General features: G+C 32.1%; 22 protein-coding genes. 10 read left to right on the top strand and 12 right to left on the bottom strand.

Annotated elements, in window-relative coordinates; all coding sequences use genetic code 11:
• Positions 1–96: 96 nt before the first annotated feature.
• The 8 genes from LOS89_RS06285 to LOS89_RS06250 all read right to left on the bottom strand — a co-directional run bounded on the left by LOS89_RS06285 (position 97) and on the right by LOS89_RS06250 (position 7,914).
• Entirely contained in the window at positions 97–729 is a 633-nt protein-coding gene (locus LOS89_RS06285) for a hypothetical protein (protein WP_231836989.1), read from the bottom strand.
• 25 nt (positions 730–754) lie between these two features.
• Positions 755–1,117: a response regulator transcription factor gene (locus tag LOS89_RS06280; protein ID WP_231836988.1), complete on the bottom strand. Its 363-nt coding sequence runs from the start codon at positions 1,115–1,117 to the stop codon at positions 755–757.
• 5 nt (positions 1,118–1,122) lie between these two features.
• A complete protein-coding gene (locus LOS89_RS06275; protein ID WP_231836987.1) occupies positions 1,123–3,816 on the bottom strand; it encodes an ATP-binding protein in 2,694 nt (897 codons plus the stop codon).
• A complete protein-coding gene (locus LOS89_RS06270; protein ID WP_231836985.1) occupies positions 3,809–4,003 on the bottom strand; it encodes a hypothetical protein in 195 nt (64 codons plus the stop codon). The genes LOS89_RS06275 and LOS89_RS06270 overlap by 8 nt, the downstream gene beginning before the upstream one ends.
• A gap of 91 nt (positions 4,004–4,094) precedes the next feature.
• Positions 4,095–5,849, bottom strand: a complete 1,755-nt coding sequence (locus LOS89_RS06265) for a sodium:solute symporter family protein (RefSeq protein ID WP_231836984.1) — start codon at positions 5,847–5,849, stop codon at positions 4,095–4,097.
• A gap of 27 nt (positions 5,850–5,876) precedes the next feature.
• Complete coding sequence (locus tag LOS89_RS06260) at positions 5,877–6,134, bottom strand: DUF4212 domain-containing protein (RefSeq protein WP_231836983.1); 258 nt, start codon at positions 6,132–6,134, stop codon at positions 5,877–5,879.
• A gap of 23 nt (positions 6,135–6,157) precedes the next feature.
• Positions 6,158–7,396, bottom strand: coding sequence for a hypothetical protein (locus tag LOS89_RS06255; protein ID WP_231836982.1), 1,239 nt, complete (start codon positions 7,394–7,396; stop codon positions 6,158–6,160).
• 98 nt (positions 7,397–7,494) lie between these two features.
• Positions 7,495–7,914, bottom strand: coding sequence for an IS1/IS1595 family N-terminal zinc-binding domain-containing protein (locus LOS89_RS06250; RefSeq protein WP_231836981.1), 420 nt, complete (start codon positions 7,912–7,914; stop codon positions 7,495–7,497).
• Positions 7,915–8,145: 231 nt separating this feature from the next.
• On the opposite strand from LOS89_RS06250, the gene LOS89_RS06245 reads away from it, so the two are divergent.
• The 10 genes from LOS89_RS06245 (at position 8,146) to LOS89_RS06200 (ending at position 17,859) form a co-directional block, all read left to right on the top strand.
• Complete coding sequence (locus tag LOS89_RS06245) at positions 8,146–8,751, top strand: flavin reductase family protein (RefSeq protein ID WP_231836980.1); 606 nt, start codon at positions 8,146–8,148, stop codon at positions 8,749–8,751.
• 2 nt (positions 8,752–8,753) lie between these two features.
• Positions 8,754–9,209, top strand: coding sequence for an SRPBCC domain-containing protein (locus tag LOS89_RS06240; RefSeq protein WP_231836979.1), 456 nt, complete (start codon positions 8,754–8,756; stop codon positions 9,207–9,209).
• 55 nt (positions 9,210–9,264) lie between these two features.
• The gene (locus tag LOS89_RS06235) at positions 9,265–11,604 is read left to right on the top strand and encodes an oxidoreductase (RefSeq protein ID WP_231836978.1); all 2,340 of its coding nucleotides are present in this window, start codon (positions 9,265–9,267) and stop codon (positions 11,602–11,604) included.
• A 34-nt stretch (positions 11,605–11,638) separates the two neighbouring features.
• Positions 11,639–11,992 (top strand): four helix bundle protein, encoded by a 354-nt coding sequence (locus LOS89_RS06230; protein ID WP_026725869.1) that lies wholly within the window; start codon positions 11,639–11,641, stop codon positions 11,990–11,992.
• A gap of 17 nt (positions 11,993–12,009) precedes the next feature.
• Entirely contained in the window at positions 12,010–13,590 is a 1,581-nt protein-coding gene (locus LOS89_RS06225) for an AMP-binding protein (RefSeq protein ID WP_231836977.1), read from the top strand.
• A 17-nt stretch (positions 13,591–13,607) separates the two neighbouring features.
• On the top strand, positions 13,608–14,027 hold the full coding sequence (locus LOS89_RS06220; RefSeq protein WP_231836976.1) for an acyl-CoA thioesterase: 420 nt from the start codon (positions 13,608–13,610) through the stop codon (positions 14,025–14,027).
• A gap of 62 nt (positions 14,028–14,089) precedes the next feature.
• Positions 14,090–15,070: a carbon-nitrogen hydrolase family protein gene (locus LOS89_RS06215; protein WP_231836974.1), complete on the top strand. Its 981-nt coding sequence runs from the start codon at positions 14,090–14,092 to the stop codon at positions 15,068–15,070.
• Positions 15,070–16,188, top strand: coding sequence for a cupin domain-containing protein (locus LOS89_RS06210; protein ID WP_231836972.1), 1,119 nt, complete (start codon positions 15,070–15,072; stop codon positions 16,186–16,188). The genes LOS89_RS06215 and LOS89_RS06210 overlap by 1 nt, the downstream gene beginning before the upstream one ends.
• A 7-nt stretch (positions 16,189–16,195) precedes the next feature.
• Complete coding sequence (locus tag LOS89_RS06205) at positions 16,196–17,107, top strand: fumarylacetoacetate hydrolase family protein (protein ID WP_231836971.1); 912 nt, start codon at positions 16,196–16,198, stop codon at positions 17,105–17,107.
• Between the two features lie 2 nt (positions 17,108–17,109).
• Positions 17,110–17,859: a maleate cis-trans isomerase family protein gene (locus LOS89_RS06200; protein WP_309508566.1), complete on the top strand. Its 750-nt coding sequence runs from the start codon at positions 17,110–17,112 to the stop codon at positions 17,857–17,859.
• Positions 17,860–18,083: 224 nt separating this feature from the next.
• Here LOS89_RS06200 and LOS89_RS06195 read toward each other — a convergent pair whose 3' ends face one another.
• The 4 genes from LOS89_RS06195 to LOS89_RS06180 all read right to left on the bottom strand — a co-directional run bounded on the left by LOS89_RS06195 (position 18,084) and on the right by LOS89_RS06180 (position 20,357).
• Positions 18,084–18,275 carry a matrixin family metalloprotease gene (locus LOS89_RS06195; protein WP_255671093.1) on the bottom strand — a complete coding sequence of 64 codons (192 nt, stop codon included), beginning with the start codon at positions 18,273–18,275 and terminating at the stop codon, positions 18,084–18,086.
• A gap of 17 nt (positions 18,276–18,292) precedes the next feature.
• Positions 18,293–18,700, bottom strand: coding sequence for a hypothetical protein (locus tag LOS89_RS06190; RefSeq protein ID WP_231836967.1), 408 nt, complete (start codon positions 18,698–18,700; stop codon positions 18,293–18,295).
• 77 nt (positions 18,701–18,777) lie between these two features.
• Entirely contained in the window at positions 18,778–19,467 is a 690-nt protein-coding gene (locus tag LOS89_RS06185; protein ID WP_231836965.1) for a Bax inhibitor-1/YccA family protein, read from the bottom strand.
• Positions 19,468–19,547: 80 nt separating this feature from the next.
• Positions 19,548–20,357: an alpha/beta hydrolase gene (locus LOS89_RS06180; protein ID WP_231836963.1), complete on the bottom strand. Its 810-nt coding sequence runs from the start codon at positions 20,355–20,357 to the stop codon at positions 19,548–19,550.
• Between the last annotated feature and the right edge of the window lie 7 nt (positions 20,358–20,364).

Raw genomic sequence — 20,364 nt, 5'->3', positions numbered from 1 at the left:
TTTACATTAGTAAATGTAGAAAATAAAATAATGCTAAATGAATTAATTTTGCTAAATAGGTATAGTTAAAAAAGAAAAAATAATTTAATGAAGTCTTTATAAAGCTTTTCTATAATTTAATATTCTTTTAATTGTAGCAAATAGCAATATTAAATTAATAAAAAAGAAAATTACTTCGGCAATATTTATATCTTTAAATGTAGTATTTATAAGGAGAAAAACGAAAAAACATGAAAGTATAATAAGATTAAAAATCATCATTGAATAATTAGACTTAGCTTGTTCAATGGTTGCTTTATTTTTATTAAGTTGTCCATTAAAACTACTTACCAAATGATCAAAATTCTCAAATTCTAAGTCTGAAACTTCAATTTTATATTTTCCTTGTCTAAGTTCAACACTTCTATAAATAGTTCCTTTAAATGCAGAAAAGTTTTTCCATTTCAAGCTTTTTGTTTTAGAAATATCAATTTTATTAATCTTAAAAATAAATGGGTGAATAGAGATAAAAAGATTTTTATTAATGATTAATATTCTAAACTTATATAGAAGGTAAAAAAGAATACAAATAAAAATTAAAGAAATAACTGCGATAACTATTTTTACAGTCAATATTGCATCTCCAGAATATAAGTTTTTACTGAATGACAAATATGTTAATGTACCGCTACCTAGAAGTATAATTAAAAACCAAAATGTTGTAAATATGTTATAAAGACCAATTTTCATTCAAATACTACTTTCGAAATCATTATTACCCTAATAACTCTTCCACTTTCTCTACTACTTTCTTGATTGAAAATGGCTTGGTCATATATGCATCAGCACCAAGTGCTAATCCTTTTTCGATATCGCTTTCTTTATTTTTTGCAGATAAGAACATGACTTTAGTGTGTTGTAAATTAGCGTCTTTTCTGATTTGTTCTAAAGTTGCAAAACCATCAACCATTGGCATCATAATATCCAATATAATGATATCAGGGAAATTAGTTTTTAAAATATCCAATGCCTCTTGCCCATCGCGAGCAATAAACACTTCATAATTACTTTTCTTGAATGTATATTCGAGCGTCATTACAATGTTTGGCTCATCATCTACGATCAATATCTTCTTCATGGTCTTTAATTTTCAATATTTTTAATTGGCAATGTAAATACTATACAAGCTCCTTTTAAACTTGGTTCAACCCAAATTTTACCTTTGTGATATTCTATAATTTGTTTACAAATGGCTAATCCTAATCCGCTACCAACAGGCTTTTTGAAATTTTGATTAGATGCTTGGTAAAATTTGTCAAATATAACGTCAAAATCGTTAGGATTTATACCTTTTCCGTTATCTTGAACAGAAGTTTCTATAAAATTGTCTTTTTGTTTTACTTGAATTGTAATCAAACCGTCAGTTTCTGGACAAAATTTAATCGCATTTGATAGTAAATTTGTAATTACTTGCACAATACGATCTTCATCATAAAACGCTAGAACAGCGTCTTTACTTTCTACATAAACACTAATTTTTTTATTGTTAATTAATTGTTTTAACGGATCAATAGAATGTTCTATCGTTGCAATTAAGTTATTTTGTGTTGGGTTTATTGTTTGCTTTCCGGTTTCAAATTTTTCCAAATCCAAGATTTTATCAATCAAGCGATTTAATCTATCCGACTCTGAAATAATGTTTTGTAAAAATTGTTTTCTTAATTCTTCTGGAATTTCATCATCATCATGCAAAATTTCACTTGCTGCTCTAATAGCTGTTATAGGTGTTCGAAGTTCGTGAGTAACTGTATCTAAAAATTCGTCTTTTTGAATGTCTTTACGAACTAATGTTTCGTTTGCCATTTGCAATTGCGATGTTATTTTTTGTAACTCAGTTGAAGTTTCAATCAATATTTTATTAGTAATAATATTCTCTTTCGATTCTTCTAGTATTTTAAGTACTTCAGGTAATGTGATTTTTTCTTCTTTTACCACGCTAGAAATTAATATTCGTGCAGAAGCAGTTCCGATGTGACCCGTTAAAAGATTTTCTGCAAATTTTATCAAACGCGCATCGGCCAACTCTTGATTTTTATCAACGTTATATTTTACATTAAAAATGTTCATTGCTCGCTTAGTTCGTTCTTCACCCAAAAATCGAATCAAAACTTTCTCGATATCACTTGTATAAGCTGTTCCTTTCCAAACAAAAGCATTTTCGTGATTAGTACTGTATTTTTCAATATCCACGTACATTTCGGCATAATTGCGTTCGCGATAATTTCCTTTAAAACTAACTGAAACTGCAAAATAAGCCAAAGTATTAAACAGCATACTCCAAAATAAAGCGTGAGGAACTGGTTGTAAATAATCTAATCCAAATAATTCAAATGGTTTAAGTAACTCTATTTTCATGAAACCTTCTGAAATAAAAGAACTTTGTTTGTTAGTTAATCCGATAGCATAAGGTAATAACAATGTGTAAATACAAATTAAAAACCCAATTAAAATTCCATAAATAGCACCTAATCGGGAACCTCTTCTCCAAAAAATAGCACCAAAAAAGGCTGGAGCTAGTTGTGCAATAATGACAAATGAAATTAATCCGATAGAAACTAAACTATAGTCTAATGCAAAGAATCTGTAAATGAAATAAGCCGCAATGATTAAAGAGAAAATTCCTATTTTACGTATGTTGACAATCTTTTTGTTGTTAATCATTTGTTCTTCATTCTTTAATCTTCCTAAGAAAGTGTAAGGAATTAACAAGTTGTTACTCAACATAGTTGAAAGACTGATACTTGAAACAACAATCATTGAAATTGCTGCTGAAAATCCGCCAAGAAAAACTAAAACTATAAGCGTAGAATTATTGAAAAATTGCGGAATTAACAACGAATAAGTATCGGCATTGACATTTTGTCCTTCAAACAGAACATTGCCTCCCCAGGCAATTGGATAAACAAAAAGGTTAAATAACAATAAATAAAGTGGAAATAACCAAATGGCAGTTTTAATATGGCGTTCTCTATTATTTTCTACTACTGACATTTGAAATTGTCTTGGTAATAAGAAAATAGCAAAAAGCGAAACCATACTTAAAAAGAACCAGTTTAAACCTTGTTCTAATCCGCCAATTGTATTTTTTTCTTTAAAGTTTTCTAATAAAGAAGCCTTATCATAAATATCTTGGAAACCATCAAAAACAAAAAAGGTTACATAAATTCCAACTATTAAAAAGAAAACTAGTTTTAGTACGCTTTCAAGAGCTACTGCAGTTACAATTCCTTTTCTTTTTTCGGAAGCATCAACATAACGCGTTCCGTAATACGAAGCAAATAAAGCTAATGTAATTGCTACATAAGTGGTTGTGTCATTAAAAATTAATGAACTAGATTGTGTTTTAGTTACAATTAAAAAGGTTTCAGAAATAGCTTTTAATTGAAGAGCAATATAGGGCAAAACCCCAACGATACATACTACTGTTACAATAGCTCCTAAGAATCGACTATTTCCATATCGAAGTGAAATAAAATCGGCAATACTTGAAATTTTATTAATTCTTGAAATTCGGATAATTTTCTTCAGAATAATAATCCAAGCTGGGATGATAATAATCGGACCAATATAAATAGGCAAATATCCCAAACCCGAATTTGCCGCAACTCCAATACTTCCATAATATGTCCAAGCGGTACAATAAACCGCTAACGACAATGAATAAATATATGAATTGTTAGTCCATTTTACATTTTCTTTTTTTTCTGCCCAATGAGCGATATAGAAAAGTAAACTTAAATAAACTAAAAGGATGAGTAATAAAAAAGCACTATTCATGATAACGTTGTACAACTATCCAAGACATTAATACTGAGAACAACCAAATAGAAAAGATATAAATATAAATGATTGGCAATCCAAATAAATTGTCTGCACTATCAAAAAGTAACAGTATTGGCAAATTAAGTACTAAAAGCATTAATAATGATAATACAACCAATTTTTGTTGATGTCTTTTCTTCATTATATGTTTAATTGTTTTTCGATTATTTAAAAATACAAACTCTGTTCTCGAAAAACAAGAACAGAGTGGTAAAAAAAGGTATATTTAGAAATTAATGTGCTACAGCTTCACCAGCTCCCGAAGGAATACGAATGTGTTCAACAATATCTTGAACCTCTTGTGGTGGTTCAGGAGTAAATTTATTAACTACAAATGCAACTATAAAGTTTACTACCATTGCAACTGTTCCAAAACCTTCTGGTGAAATTCCAAACCACCAGCTTGCTTTTAAACCGTCAACAGCATCTTTCCCACCATCAAATAATCCAAATTTGAATTTCAACATATAGAAAAGCATTAATAATAAACCAACAACCATTCCGGCAATAGCACCTTCTTTATTCATTCTTTTATGGAAAATACCTAAGATAATTGCCGGGAAGAATGATGCAGCCGCTAAACCAAATGCTAAAGCTACTACCGCAGCAACAAATCCTGGAGGATTAATTCCGAAGTAACCTGCAATTACAACTGCAACTGCTGCAGCTCCTCTTGCAGACCAAAGTTCTCCTTTTTCAGATATGTTTGGATTGATCATTTTTTTAATTAAATCATGAGATACTGAAGAAGAAATTACTAATAATAAACCAGCAGCAGTTGATAAAGCAGCTGCTAAAGCTCCTGCAGCAACTAATGCAATAACCCAGTTTGGTAATTGAGCAATTTCAGGATTTGCTAACACCATGATGTCATTATCAATAGTTAACTCACTTCCTTTTAATCCTTTTGCTTCTTGAGCAGCTAAAAATACTTCATCTTTTGATTTGTCATTATAATATTGAATTTTTCCGTCACCGTTTTTATCTTCAAATTTTAATAACCCTGTTTTTTCCCAGTTTGTAAACCATTTTGGCATAGCTGAATATTCTTTACCACTTACAGTTTCAATTAAATTTGTTTTAGCAAAAACAGAAACAGCTGGTGCAGTAGTATATAAAATTGCAATTAATAATAAAGCCCATCCTGCAGATTTACGAGCATCTTTTACTTTTTTAACAGTAAAGAAACGTACAATTACGTGTGGTAACCCTGCAGTTCCAACCATTAAAGCTAAAGTAATTGCAAAAACATCAATCATTGATTTAGAACCATTTGTGTATTCTGCAAAACCTAATTCAGTAGATAATCCGTTTAGTTTATCTAAAAGATAAGTTTCACTACCAGCAACTGTACCACCCATTCCTAATTGTGGAATTGGATTTCCTGTCATTTGAATTGAAATAAATATCGCAGGAACCATGAAAGCAAAAATCAATACACAATATTGTGCAACTTGCGTATATGTAATTCCTTTCATTCCACCTAAAACAGCGTAAAAAAGTACAATGATCATCCCAATTACAACACCTGTTTCAATTTCAACTTCTAAAAATCTAGAGAATACAACTCCTACTCCACGCATTTGACCTGCTACATAAGTAAATGAAACAATTAATGCGCAAATTACAGCTACAGTTCTTGCAGTGTTAGAATAATAACGCTCTCCTATAAAATCAGGCACCGTAAATTTTCCAAATTTTCTTAAATATGGCGCTAATAATAAGGCTAATAATACATATCCACCTGTCCATCCCATTAAATAAACGGCTCCATCATAACCAGCAAATGAGATAATTCCGGCCATAGAGATAAATGATGCGGCAGACATCCAATCGGCTGCAGTAGCCATACCATTTGCTAAAGGAGAAACGCCTCCACCAGCAACATAAAATTCTTTAGTAGAACCTGCTCTACTCCAAATTGCAATTCCTATATATAATGCAAATGTTAACCCAACAATGATGTAGGTCCAAGTAAGTACATCCATGATATTTTTTTTATAAGTTATAATTAATTATTCGTCAAAACCATATTTTTTGTCTAGTTTGTTCATTAAACGAACATAAACAAATATTAAAATAACAAAGACATAGATTGAACCTTGTTGTGCAAACCAAAATCCTAATGGAAATCCTCCCAATTTGATTTCATTTAATGCGTCTTTGAATAGAATTCCTGCTCCATATGAAACAGCGAACCAAATACTCAATAATATTAGAAGGTATCTTAAATTTTCCTTCCAATATGCCGTAGCGTGTTTTTGATCACTCATATTAATTAGTTTTAGATTGTTTTTTATAAATAAATCATTGCTTGTAGCGTTACAGTTCCAACTGCATCTGCTTCTGCGTATTTTAAGTTTTGATATTCTAATGATAATTTAGAATGGTGTCCTTTTAAGAAAACATTTCCTCCAATACCAAATTGCGTTGCGTTATCATCTAAAGCATCAATTTGTCTGTTTGCAAAAGAAACATAAGGTTGGAATTTAGTTGGCTTTGTAGAAGGAATTACATAACCTACGTGTCCGTAAAGAATTGAACCTGTTTCGTAAGTTGTGCCTAAAACATAATCTTTACCGTAGTTAGAATTTTGATACATTACATAAGCAGTTATTGCACTACCTTTTCCTAGTGGAGCATCATAGAATGCATCAACCGCAAATATCGAAACATTTTCTCCGCTTAAATTTCCACCAGCATCTGCTACAACAGAACCATTTGGATGGGCAAAAAATCCAGCTCCTATGTTGAATACTTTTTTATCTCCTAAATAAGTACCTACTTTGTAAGGCAAAAATTGACTTTCCTGATCTAGAAAATTATATTCAAAATAACCTGCAAAAGTTTTTCCTGCTTCTTTCCCTCCTAATAATCTTCTTCCAGTGTAAGTTGCTGCTCCACCATTTACAGGAACAGTAGTTGCTGATAAGTTATTTGTTAAAGCATCATTGATTGAAACTCTATATTGGAATTTTCCGAAAGCTCCTTTAGCAAATACACCTATAGGACGTGCAAACTGATCGGCTAAACCTAATGTTGCCCAACCTTGACGGAAATTATCTAAAGTTAAAATATTTAGAGTACTACTGTTGTTTAAACGTGAAATTCCGTTCCAGTAATGTAAACCACCTCCGATAGAGTGTTTGTTTGTTTTGCCTAAGTTATATTGTACATAAGCATCATGTAAAAATAATTGTGAATTATTACCAGTTCCTGTTGGACTCATGTTATCTCCATTAAGACTGTTTAATCCAAAATGAGTAACAATTAAAAATTTAGGACTGATTTGAGAATAAAGTAAAACCCTTGCTCTACGAACACTAAAATCTATTTCAGATTGTTCATTACCATTAGCGTCAAGAGGTTTATCAGCATTGTATTGTGCCCAAAATTGAGCCCATGAAATAATTCTAAAATATTTAGAACCATCTTCATTAATATTTACCTTTAGTCCTCCACCATAATCAGGTGAACCCTGAGAAAAGGAATAAGCTGAAAAAAGTAATCCAGCATAAATTAGTAATTTTTTCATAATTTAAGTTTTGGTTAGTCTTGCATTTCCGCTTGACTAAATTCATAAATTATGTTAATGAAAAAAATTAGAGTATATAATTTTGTAAAAAAGTATAGCTAATCTTTAAAACGTTCCCATTTTATTAGCATAAACTTATCTCCTAGTTCTGTAATAATCATACCCGCACCAGATAATTGTTCTTTGTTTTGAAGATATTCTACCAACTCATTATGCTTAAAAATCTTATAAGTAGGATGGTAATTTGGATGTGGTGGTTTCTTAATTTTAAACTCTTTTACCCAATTACTAATAGAAACATGCGAAACGCCTATAATTCGTTCAATCTCTCTAAAACTTAAACCCTCTAAATACAGTTGAAGCGCTTTAGTTACATAGTAATCATCTATCTTCTTACCTAATTTATTGACTGTGAAATAATAGTTACAAGTTTTGCATAAATAACGTTGTCTATCTTTTATTATTCCACTTTTAACAATGGTGTTACTTTGACATTTAGGGCAAAACAAAATTTCCATATATATAATTTTTGCATAAATATACTAATTTTGCAAAATACACAAAAAATAATATCGTAAAAAAATTGAATTTATTTTTATAAATCTTTCATTTTTTATTTACTAAAATTATGAATACTATAATTTTAACCCATTATTACTCGATTTTCAATTTTGAAAAATTAAAAAAAATCTACTTTTATTATGAAAAAGTATAGTTATTTTATTTAATTTGTAAAAACAACACAAACCATGCAATTCGATATAAAAAATACCGAATCTTCGGCATTATATAAACTTTTAACTGGTACAGTAATTCCAAGACCTATTGGATGGATTTCCTCAGTTGATTCAAACGGAATTAACAATCTTGCTCCTTTTTCTTTTTTTAATGTAGTAAGTGAAGATCCTCCACACGTAATGTTTTCAACCGTAAGAACTGGAAATAAAAACAAAGACACTCTAAATAACATTCTTTATAACAAGCAATTTGTTGTCAATTTAGTTACTGAAGATGTGGTTGAACAAATGAATACCACATCGCAAAGTGTATCTTCTGATGTTGATGAATTCCAATTAGCTGGAGTTACTCCAATTGATTCTATTTACGTTACACCAAAACGCGTTAAAGAAAGTTTAGTTCATTTTGAATGTGAAATGGTACATCATTATTTTATCGAAAATCATCAAAATGGTGGTGCTTGTATTATTATTGGTAAAATTATTACCATACATATTGACGATTCAATTTTAATGGAAAATCACAGAATTAATTTAGAAACCTACAAACCTGTTGCTCGTTTAGCAGGTTCTAATTATAGCAAACTAGGTGAAATATTCTCAATTAAAAGAGGTTAATTATGAGTCCTGATCAATTAGAAATAAAATGTGCAATGCAAATTCAAAAGACAATTAATGAAGTTTTTGAAGCTATTGTAAATCCAGAAAAAATGGCCAATTATTTCATTGCAACTAGTACAGGAAGAATGGAAGAAGGCACCAATATCATTTGGAAATTCCCTGAATTTGATTTTGAATGCCCTGTTAAAGTAGAAAAAATAGAAAACAATAAATACGTTTCATTCTATTGGGAAAATTCCGGAATCGACTTATTAGTAGAGATTACGCTTTCAGAAAAAGAAAACAATTCAACTTTAGTTACCATTACTGAGAAAAGCATGGAGAATACTGAAGCAGGTTTAAAATGGCTTTCTGGAAATTCATTCGGTTGGTCTAACTTTTTAAGTTGTTTAAAAGCATATTTAGAATACGGAATCAATTTGCGTAAAGGCGCTTTTGATTTCATGAAAAAATAAAATTTACTCAAAAAATTAATTATCAATTCTCAATTGCTAATTATCAATTAAAAATATGAAAATAACAGTTATAGGTGGTGGTCCAGGCGGATTATATTTCTCAATATTAACCAAAAAAGCAATGCCTCATTGCCAGATTGATATTTACGAACGCAACAAACCTGATGATAGTTTTGGTTTTGGCGTTGTTTTTTCAGATGAAACCTTAGGTGAATTTCTAAAACGCGATATGCAATCGTATGAACTTATTCGTAGCAAATTTGCCTATTGGGATGATATTATTGTGGCTCGCGATGGTGAAGAAGTAAGTATTGCTGGAAACGGTTTTTGCGGTTGTTCACGAAAAACATTATTAAAATTATTACATCAACGTTGTACAGAAGAAGGTGTAAATCTTCACTTTGAACAAAATGTTGAGGATTTATCACAATTCGCAGATTCTGACATTATTTTGGCTTCAGATGGAATTGCAAGTGCTGTTCGAACAAAATATGAAAAAGAATTTGGTACAAAAATCGAATTAAAGAAAAACAGATTCGTTTGGTTAGGTTCTACAAAGCCTTTAGATGCTTTTACTTATTTTTTCAGAAGTACACCTCAAGGAACCATTGTTGCGCATACCTATCAATATGAAGAAGGAATGAGTACTTGGATTTTTGAATGTAGTGAAGAAACTTGGCAAAAACACGGTTTTGAAGTTACAAATGAAGAAGATACAATGACTAAAATCGCAGAAATCTTCAAAGACGAATTAGACGGACATCCGCTGATATCCAATAAATCGCATTGGAGACAATTTCCACATGTAACGAATCAAAATTGGTATCATAACAACATTGTTTTATTAGGTGATGCCAAAGCTACAGCCCACTACTCTATTGGTTCAGGAACCAAATTAGCAATGGATTGTGCTATTGGATTATCGGATGCTGTAATTGCGAATCCAAATAATGTGCAAGCTGCTTTTGAACAATATGATAAAACTAGAAGAAATACAGTAGAAATGATTCAGTATGCTGCCGTAGTTTCGTTAGATTGGTTTGAAAATATGGATCGTCACATTCAACATCCATTCCAACAATTTGCGTTTGGTTGTATGACACGCTCTAAAAAAGTAACGTATGAGAATTTACGTTTGAGAGATAGTTCGTTTACCGATAAAGTATTGAACGAATTTTATCAAGAACAATTGGCTTCGAGTGCCTCAGCCAACAGTTCAAATAAAAATGCGTTGCCTGAGGTTCTCGAAGGCAAAAGCGCTGCATTTACTCCTTTTAAATTACGAGAATTAGAACTCCCAAATCGCATCGTTATGGCGCCAATGGGACAATATACTGCAACAGAAGGTTTAGTTTCTGATTGGCATTTGGTACATTATGGAAGTCGCGCTACTGGTGGTGTTGGTTTAATCATTACCGAAATGACCGCCATTTCTGAAACCGGAAGAATCACGGACGGTTGTGCTGGAATTTATACTAAGGAACAATTATACCAATGGAAAAAAATAACTGATTTTATTCATGATAATACTTCAAGTAAAATCGGAATTCAATTAGGTCATTCGGGACGAAAAGGCGCAACAAAAAAACCTTGGGAAGGAAACGGACCAATTGAAAATAATTGGAATTTAATTTCCGCTTCTCCTATTCCATTTAATGACAATTTCGCTACTCCAAAGGAAATGACTTTGGAAGATATGGCAGAAATTAAAGCGCAATTTGTTCAAGCTACAAAAAATGCAAACGAAGCAGGCTTTGATATGATCGAATTGCAAGCACATCACGGCTTTTTATTAGCTTCTTTCTTATCACCATTAACTAATATTCGTACGGATGAATTTGGTGGAAACATCGAAAATCGTTTAAAATATCCATTAGAAGTATTTAAAGCCATTCGCGAAGTATTTCCAACTGAAAAACCAATTTCAGTGCGAATTTCAGCAACCGATTGGGCAGAAAATGGAATTTCAGAACAAGAAGTAATCACTATTGCTACTGCTTTCAAAAATGCTGGAGCAGACATCATCAATGTTTCAACAGGAAATACAGTGGCAGGTCAAAAACCATTAACGGGAAGAATGTGGCAAACGCCTTTTTCGGATGCCGTTCGAAATACTGTTCATATTCCAACTATAACCGCTGGCTACATTCAAGATATCGACCAAATCAATACGATTATTCTAAACGGAAGAGCTGATTTAGTCGCTTTAGGAAGACCATTATTGTTGGATTCTAATTTCGTAAGAAACGCGCAAGCTTACGAACAATTTCAAGCAAATGATATTCCAAATCAATATAAAATGGGCGTTTCACATTTGTATCCGCTAAAAGCTGCTGAAAGAAAGCAAATGGAAGGAATGAAAAAAGCATTAAAACCTAAAAGTAATAAGAAGTAAATAATTACGAATTAGAAATTAGAAATTACGAATTATGAAAAATGATAACGTTGTTCAAATAAAAAGTTATGCGTTTGCGGTACGAATAATTAAGGTTTTTAAATATTTATCTGAACAGAAAAAAGAGTTTGTTTTAAGTAAACAACTTCTAAGATGTGGAACTTCTATTGGTGCTAATATTGAAGAAGCTATTGGAGGACAATCAGGAAAAGATTTTTTCGCCAAATTAACCATATCCTATAAAGAAGCAAGAGAAACTCATTATTGGATTAGATTATTAAAAGATACTGATTATTTATCAATTGAAGAAGCAGACAGCTTACTTAAAGATGTTGATGAGTTACTTAGAATAATTGGTTCTATTCAAAAAACGTTACGTAATTCGTAATTTAAAATTCGTAATTAATGAAGGATAATTTCGCTCATAATAGCTTATCAGCTCTGGAATTACAACCAGAATATACCTTTTTGGATTTACCGCAATTCCAACAACCAGAAATGTTGAATTGTGTGGATAAATTACTAGATAATCATATTCGAGAAGGTCGTGGAAATAATAGTTGTATTCGTACGTTTGAGGAGACTTGGACGTATCAAGATTTGTATGAAAAAGCGAATCAAATTGCTCATGTTTTGGTCGATGATTTAGGTTTGAAATCAGGTAATCGTGTTTTAATTCGTTCGGCTAATAATCCGATGATGGTTGCGTGTTGGTTCGCCATTTTAAAAGCGGGAGGAATTGTCGTGGCAACCATGCCATTACTTCGTTGCAAAGAATTAACTACCATTATCGATTGTGCTGAAATCTCACATGTATTGTGTGATAAGGAATTGGAAGAAGAAATACATTTAGTTAAATTAGATTTTCTAAAACAAACCTGTTTTTATGGCAATTCACAATTGGAGGAATTAATGGCTTCTAAACCGAAAACTTTCGATAACTATCATTCCAAATCGGATTCAATTGCTTTGATTGGCTTCACTTCTGGAACTACGGGTTTACCTAAAATGACAGCACATTATCACAGAGATATTTTGAATATTTGCGAAGCATTTCCAAACTATTCTTTACAACCCACACAAAACGATATCTTCACGGGAAGTCCACCATTAGGATTTACTTTTGGTTTGGGCGGATTGGTATTATTTCCAATGTATTTCGGAGCTTCCACATTTTTAATTGAAAAACCTAGTCCAGATTTATTATTGAAAGCAATTCAAGATTTTAAAATAACGATTTGCTTTACTGCTCCTACTGCATGGCGTATTATCACCACAAAAGTGCAAGATTACGATATTTCGAGTTTAAGAAAATGTGTATCTGCAGGCGAAACTTTGCCATTGAAAGTATGGCAAGATTGGTATGATACTACGGGTTTAAAAATCATAGACGGCATTGGTGCTACCGAAATGTTACATATTTTTATTTCATCCAATGAAGAGAACATGAAACCGGGCGCTACAGGAAAAGCCATTACTGGTTACGAAGCCAAAATCATTGACAAACAAGGCAACGAATTACCAAGAAACGAAGCTGGAAGACTAGCCGTTCGTGGAATTACAGGTTGTAAATACTTAAATCGAGAAGAAAAACAAAGAGAATACGTAGAAAACGGTTGGAACATCACAGGCGATATTTTCCGTCAAGATGAAGAAGGATATTTTCATTTTGTAGCTCGTGGCGATGATATGATCATTTCTTCGGGTTATAATATTGCGGCAATTGAAGTAGAATCCGTACTTTTAACCCACGAAGATATCTTGGAATGTGCCGTGGTTGGCTTACCTGATGAAGAACGAGGAATGTTAGTCTGTGCGCATATTGTATTACACGATTATACTAAAGCGACAGATACAATGAAGAATAGTATTCAACACTGGTTCAAAGAAGTAGCTGCTCCATATAAATATCCAAGAGTGATTAATTTCGTAGAATGTTTACCGAAAACGGAAACTGGAAAAATACAGAGATTTAAGTTGAAATAAGTATCAAGAAATATATAATGAGTCAATTCACAAAACAAGAAAAAGTACGTTTCCAACATGTTGATTATGCTGGAATTGTCTTCTATCCCCGATTTTTAGAAATGCTAAATTGCTTAGTAGAAGATTGGTTTGAAGAAGCTTTAGATCGTCCTTTTTCAAAAATGCACGAAACCAATGGAATTCCAACGGTTGATTTAAAAATTCAATTCAAAAATGCTGCTCGTTTAGGTGAAATGTTAACCAAAAAATTGTGGGTAAAAGAATTAAAAAACTCTTCTATTCTTTGCGGATTTCAGTTTGTAAATGAATCTAAAAACACCGTTTTAGAAGGCGAAGTTACTTTAGTCAACGTTGCTTTCAACCCGGAAAGAAACGGTATCAAAGCCGAACCTTTTAGTGAAGAAATGAAAACAAAAATTATGAATTACCAATTATGAATTACGATTTAGACTCGTTTTCAATTCATAATTTGTAATTTTAAATTCGTAATTATACTAGTATGGAATTCAAAAAATTCAAAGCAGCAACCGTTCAAACGTCACCTGTATTTCTAAATGTAGAAAAAACAGTGGATAAAGCTATTTCTTTCATTAAAGAAGCTAGCAATAACGGCGCAAAATTAATCGCTTTTCCAGAGGTTTTTATCGCTGGATATCCTTACTGGAATTGGATTATGACTCCGGTTCAGGGTAGTAAATGGTATGAAGAATTGTATAAAAATTCGGTTGATGTTACAGGTCCAGAAATTAAAAAACTATGCTTAGCTGCTAAAGACAATGATATTCATATTGTGATGGGAATCAACGAACGAGGCAAAAGCTATGGCGAAATTTACAATACCAATTTAATTATTGATAATAGAGGCGTTATTGTTGGAAAACATAGAAAATTAGTTCCAACATGGGCTGAAAAACTAACTTGGTCTTCTGGTGATGGTTCTTCGTTAAAAGTTTACGACACTGAAATTGGTCCAATTGGAACTCTTGCTTGTGGCGAGAACACGAACACTTTAGCGCGTTTTACGCTACTTTCTCAAGGTGAATTGATTCATATTGCGAATTATATTTCACTTCCAGTAGCACCACCCGATTACGACATGGCGGAAGCAATTAAAATTCGTGCTGCTGCGCATTCTTTCGAAGGAAAACTATTTACAATCGTTTCTTGCTCTACAATTTCGCAAGAAATTAAAGATGCTTTACGAGCTGATGTCCCAAATGTTGATGAATTATTGGATAGAAAAAGTTCTGCTTTCTCTGGATTTATTGGTCCAAATGGTGCTGTTATTGGGCAACCATTAATTGATGAAGAAGGAATGGTTTATGCCGATATTGATTTAGCAAAATGTATACAACCGAAACAAATGCACGATATTTTAGGGCATTACAATCGATTTGATATTTTCGATTTACGAGTAAACACTGCTCCGACTCGAAAAATCACTTTTATAAACGATCACGACGAATTTAACAAAAGATAATGATGGAAGAAAATCAATATTCTGATGATATTTACGGACGCGCAAGAGTTCAAGAATCTGACGAACTAAAAGCGTATTACAAAGAATTAGAAAGTCTTGGTGCTGGTGCTTTATGGACAGTTGCCAACGACATTGAACCTTGGGAACCCCGCTCTACTTCTGTTCCAATGCTCTGGAAATATGATGATTTAAGAGAATTGGTTTTAAAATCATCTGAATTGGTAACGCCTGAACAAGCCGGAAGACGCGTTGTGTATTTGGTAAATGATAAAAGAAAAGACGTTTCGGCCGCTGTAGGTTGGTTATATACAGGAATTCAAGTAACACGACCAGGTGAATTTACTTCAGCGCATCGTCATAAAGCTTCTGCCCTACGTTTTATTATGGAAGGCGAAAAAGGATATACTGTAGTCGATGGCAATAAAATCATGCTAGAAGTAAATGATTTTGTGATTACACCAAATTCAACTTGGCACGAACACGGAGTTGAAGAAGGTGGAAAAACCTGTATTTGGCAAGACGGATTGGATATTCCGTTAGTGAATGCCTTAGAAGCGAATGATTATGCAGTTTATGAAGGTAAACAAGAATTGGTAAAACCATTAAACTTTTCACCAATCACTTATGGTTGTGCTGGATTGATTCCTGCTGATCAAACATGGGATAAACCGTATTCACCATTATTCAAATATTCTTGGAAAAATGTATATCCAGCATTATTAGAAGCACAAAAAGTAACAGAAGTAAATCCATTTGATGGAATTTTTATGCAATATTCAAATCCATTAACTGGCGGACATGTGATGCAAACTATGGGAGCTGCTATGCAATTGTTACCAGCTGGTTTTAAAGGGAAAGCACATAAACATACGGGTTCTTTCGTTTACCAATGTGCAAAAGGTAAAGGATATACCATCATCAATGGAAAACGTTTCGATTGGAAAGAACGCGATATTTTCTGTGTTCCGAGTTGGGCTTGGCACGAACATCATAATCTTTCAGACATAGAAGATGCTTGTTTATTCAACTTCAATGATTTACCAGTGATTGAAAGTCTAGGCTTATTCCAAGGAAGAGAATTTACAGAAAACAACGGACATCAAACAATACAACAATAAAATACAAATGAAATTACTTACTTATACAACTAAAGATAACAACGAATCACGATTAGGATTCATTCACAACAATCAAGTAATCGACATGCAAGATTTTGGAGATGTTTCCAATTTCCCGTTACCAAACGACATGTTAGAATTAATTGATTTGGGATATGAAATTATTGAAGAAATCACAGATTTAATTGCAGATACACCAGAGAATTTCTTCGAGGAAATCGCTCATGAAATAGATGATGTTATTTTCATGGCACCTATTGAAAAACCTCGTAAAAATATTATTGGAATTGGATTAAATTATACTGAACATATTGCCGAAAGTGCTCGTACTTTAGATACAACAGGAAAATTACCAGCCAAACCAATTATCTTCTCAAAACCACCAACTACAGTAACGGCAACTAATACGGAGATTATCAAAAATACCAAGCTAACAGAACAATTGGACTGGGAAGTTGAATTAGCTGTAATTATCTCAAAGAAAGGGAAATACGTACCAAAATCTGAAGCATTAGATTATGTATTTGGCTATACGGTTATTAACGATATTTCGGCACGTGATTGTCGTCGTGAAGGACAATGGATTGTTTCTAAGGGTCAAGATACTTTTGCTCCTATGGGACCAATTTTAGTAACTAAAGACGAAATTGAAAACCCTCACAACTTGAATTTATCATTAAAAGTAAATGGCGTTGAAAAACAAAATTCAAATACAAAATTCATGTTGTTCAATATTAATGATTTGATTGAAGATTTAAGTACCGTTTTTACTTTAGAAGCTGGTGATATCATTGCAACCGGAACTCCTGCAGGTGTTGGTGCCGGTCGTGATCCTCAAGAATGGATGTACAATGGTGATGTAGTAGAAGCAACTGTTGAAGGAATCGGAACAATTGTAAATACAGTAAAAGAAATATAGTAATGAAAAAATACAGAATAGGACAAATTGTTCCTTCTTCAAATATTACAATGGAAACGGAAATTCCAGCAATTTTCCGTTCAAGAGAAACGATTTTACCAGAACGCTTTACTTTTCATAGCAGTAGAATGCGAATGAAAAAAGTAACCAAAGAAGAACTGGAAGCTATGGATAAAATGAGTTTAAAATGTGCTCAAGAATTATCTGATGCTCACATAGATGTTATGGGTTACGCTTGTTTGGTTGCAATTATGAGTATGGGGCGCGGTTATCATTGTGTTTCAGAAGTAAATTTACACCAAGAAACCGTAGCGAATGACTTCCCTACTCCAATTGTAACTTCTGCTGGTGCTTTGATTAATGGATTGAAAGTTTTAGGTGCCAAACAAATTTCCATTATTACCCCGTATATGCGTCCATTAACGGACAAAGTAGTGGATTATATCGAACATCAAGGTATAAAAGTAAAAGAAAGCATTGCATTGGAAATTCCTGATAATTTAGAAGTTGCAGCTCAAAACCCAATGAATTTATTGGAAATCTACAAACAATTGGATTTAACGGATGTAGATGTTTTAGTAGCTTCAGCTTGTGTGCAAATGCCTTCTTTAGAGGCCATCGATTTAATTCAGGCAGAATGTGGCATTCCGGTTACTTCTGCAGCCGTTTGTACTACGTATGAAATGATGAAAAAATTAAATATTGAAGCAAAATCAGCTATTGGAGGTGAATTATTGAGTGGAAAATATTAATATTTTGATATGAGTTTACTTTCATTAATAACAATTGTTCCTTTGCTTTTTTATTTGGTAGATGGTTATTATGAAAAAAACTTCAAAAAGGGTCTTTTACACATCGTAGGGTTTTTAGTCATAGGATTGGTTTCAATTTTATTACTAAAAACCTTTTCGATAAAATTTGCTTTTTCAATCCCAATTATTATTCTAATCTTTATTTTGATTAATAATAAAAAGTATTAATTCAATTGCGCTTTACATTTCCCACACAACGCTAATTTAGCATTATCAATTGTTTGTACACTTTCCACAGCATCCGTCATAACGCAAGTTTTATCAGAACAATGTGGTAAACCTAAATTGTGTCCAAATTCATGCACAGCAACTTTTTTAAAGCGCGTAAAATGTTTCTTTTGATTCGAATGTTTAATGCGAAAAGTAGAAACAATCAGCTATTTCCGGGACAATAAGCAAGTCCCATTATTCCCCAATCAGCATATTTATAGGTTGGTTCTTTAACTTTTCCCCATTTGTCTTTTTTGGTTATTGAAATATCTTTTGTCGTTAATCCCAATATATAATCTAAAGTATCCACTTTATTTTCTTTCTGTAGACGAATCATTTTATCTGCACGATATCGCGGTGATTTAACTTCTGTAAAAGCTTCTTTATATAATTCTTTAGCAGGAAGAACAACAGATTTAATTTGATAAAAATCAGCAATAGTTTTAGCGATGGTATCGGTTTTATCTTCTGGAAATATTCCATAAGGCTGAATACCAACTGTTAATTGATTAGTTTCTTTAGATTGGCAAGAAAATAAAATAAAGCTAAATACAAGTAGAATTATTCGCATAAAACAAATTATTGCTTTAAAACGAAAAACCCTGAAATTTAGTATTTCAGGGTTTTAAATATATTTTAAAAAAGCAATTACTTTCTGCTCATTAAAATTCGCAATACATACCAGAATAATAACATAATAGAAGCAAATAATTGTAATGAAGCTCCCACGTATTGATCTGTACTGAATTGGTCTTTAATTTGACTTGTTTGGTATAAAATACTAGCCGATGCTAATACAACCATTCCAACTGAGAACCATAATCCTAAATTAAATCCAAAAATTGCTCCTACAACAATTACTCCCAAAGCAACAAATCCTCCAATTGTGATAGCTGTTCTTAAAAAAGAGAAATCGGTTTTTGTCATAAAAACAACAGCAGTTAATCCAGAAAACATGAATAAAGTAATGATAGCTGCTTGCATAATCATTTCGCCACCCGAATATAAAACGGCAATAGCAATCATTGGTAAGAAAATAATGGCTTCTAATAATACATATAATCCTAAGCCTAAATATTGCTTATCTCTATCAGGATGAAAAACCAAACGGTCTGATAAAGTTGAACCTAACCAAAATAATCCTAATATAAATAACCAAACGAATTTCCCTCCCATCATTGCTAATATCCAATCCATTGGAACAATTCGCAATAAAATAGCTTCTACTAACATAAAAGCTAAAATAGCATAGGCAACATGACTATATGTCTTTTTGAAAAAAGTAGCTCTGTCTGCATCCGTTGCATAAGAAACTACCACATTGTTTTCTGAGTTCATAAAATTTTGTTTAAAGTTTATCGAATTTAAGTTATTTTAAAATGATTACAAAAATTTATTTGTACTATTTGTATCACATTTTATTGATTCAATGTCCAAATCAGAGCTTTTTCTTTTGTAGCTCTAAAAATGGTGTGATGCTCTTCTTTCTTTTCTGGTGAATATTGCCATTTTAAATTTGGAAGCGCATTTTTACTCAATATTTCATTTAACGTATTGGTGTTTTTAAAGATATCTTTTGCACTAGAACCCGCAAACCAAAATGTTTTATTGGTTTTCGGAAATGATTTTAAATAGTTAGCCGCATCTTTTACCAATTGTTTGTTATTCCACCATAATGAAGGATCGAAAGCAATGTAAAAGTCAAATAAATCAGGAGTTGTTAGAAAAGTTTCGGTGATAAAAAGTCCGGCTAACGATTCTCCTATAATTCCTTTTTTAGCTGTAGTTCTAAATTTTGTGTTTACTTCAGGAATCAATTCTTCTTTAATAAATTGTCTGAATATTGCCGAACCACCTACTACTGGAGCAATTTCTTTGTCTTTTGCAACTGTTGTTGGCGGAGTTAAATCTCTTCTTCTTTGTGTATTTTCAATACCAACTAAAATAATTGGCTTAATTTTATTACTCTTAATTAATTCTGCTAAAGTATTGGCAACATGCGGAAAATCTTCTTTTATGCCACCATCAAGCATGTACAAAACTGGTAATGAATCTGATGAATTTTTATAATTTTCAGGAAACCAAACATTTATTACTCTGTTTTCACTGAGAAGTTTAGAAGCAATTGTAAAAGTTTCATGATTTGGGATTGGATCGTTTTGCAATTGATTATTAGAACAACTTAACAAAACAACAAAAAACATTGAAAAACAAACTAAATATTTCATATTCTTC

Source organism: Flavobacterium channae, assembly GCF_021172165.1.
Taxonomy (GTDB): domain Bacteria; phylum Bacteroidota; class Bacteroidia; order Flavobacteriales; family Flavobacteriaceae; genus Flavobacterium; species Flavobacterium channae.
Note: the sequence above shows the minus strand (reverse complement) of the source record. Positions and strands in the feature narration are given on the sequence as shown.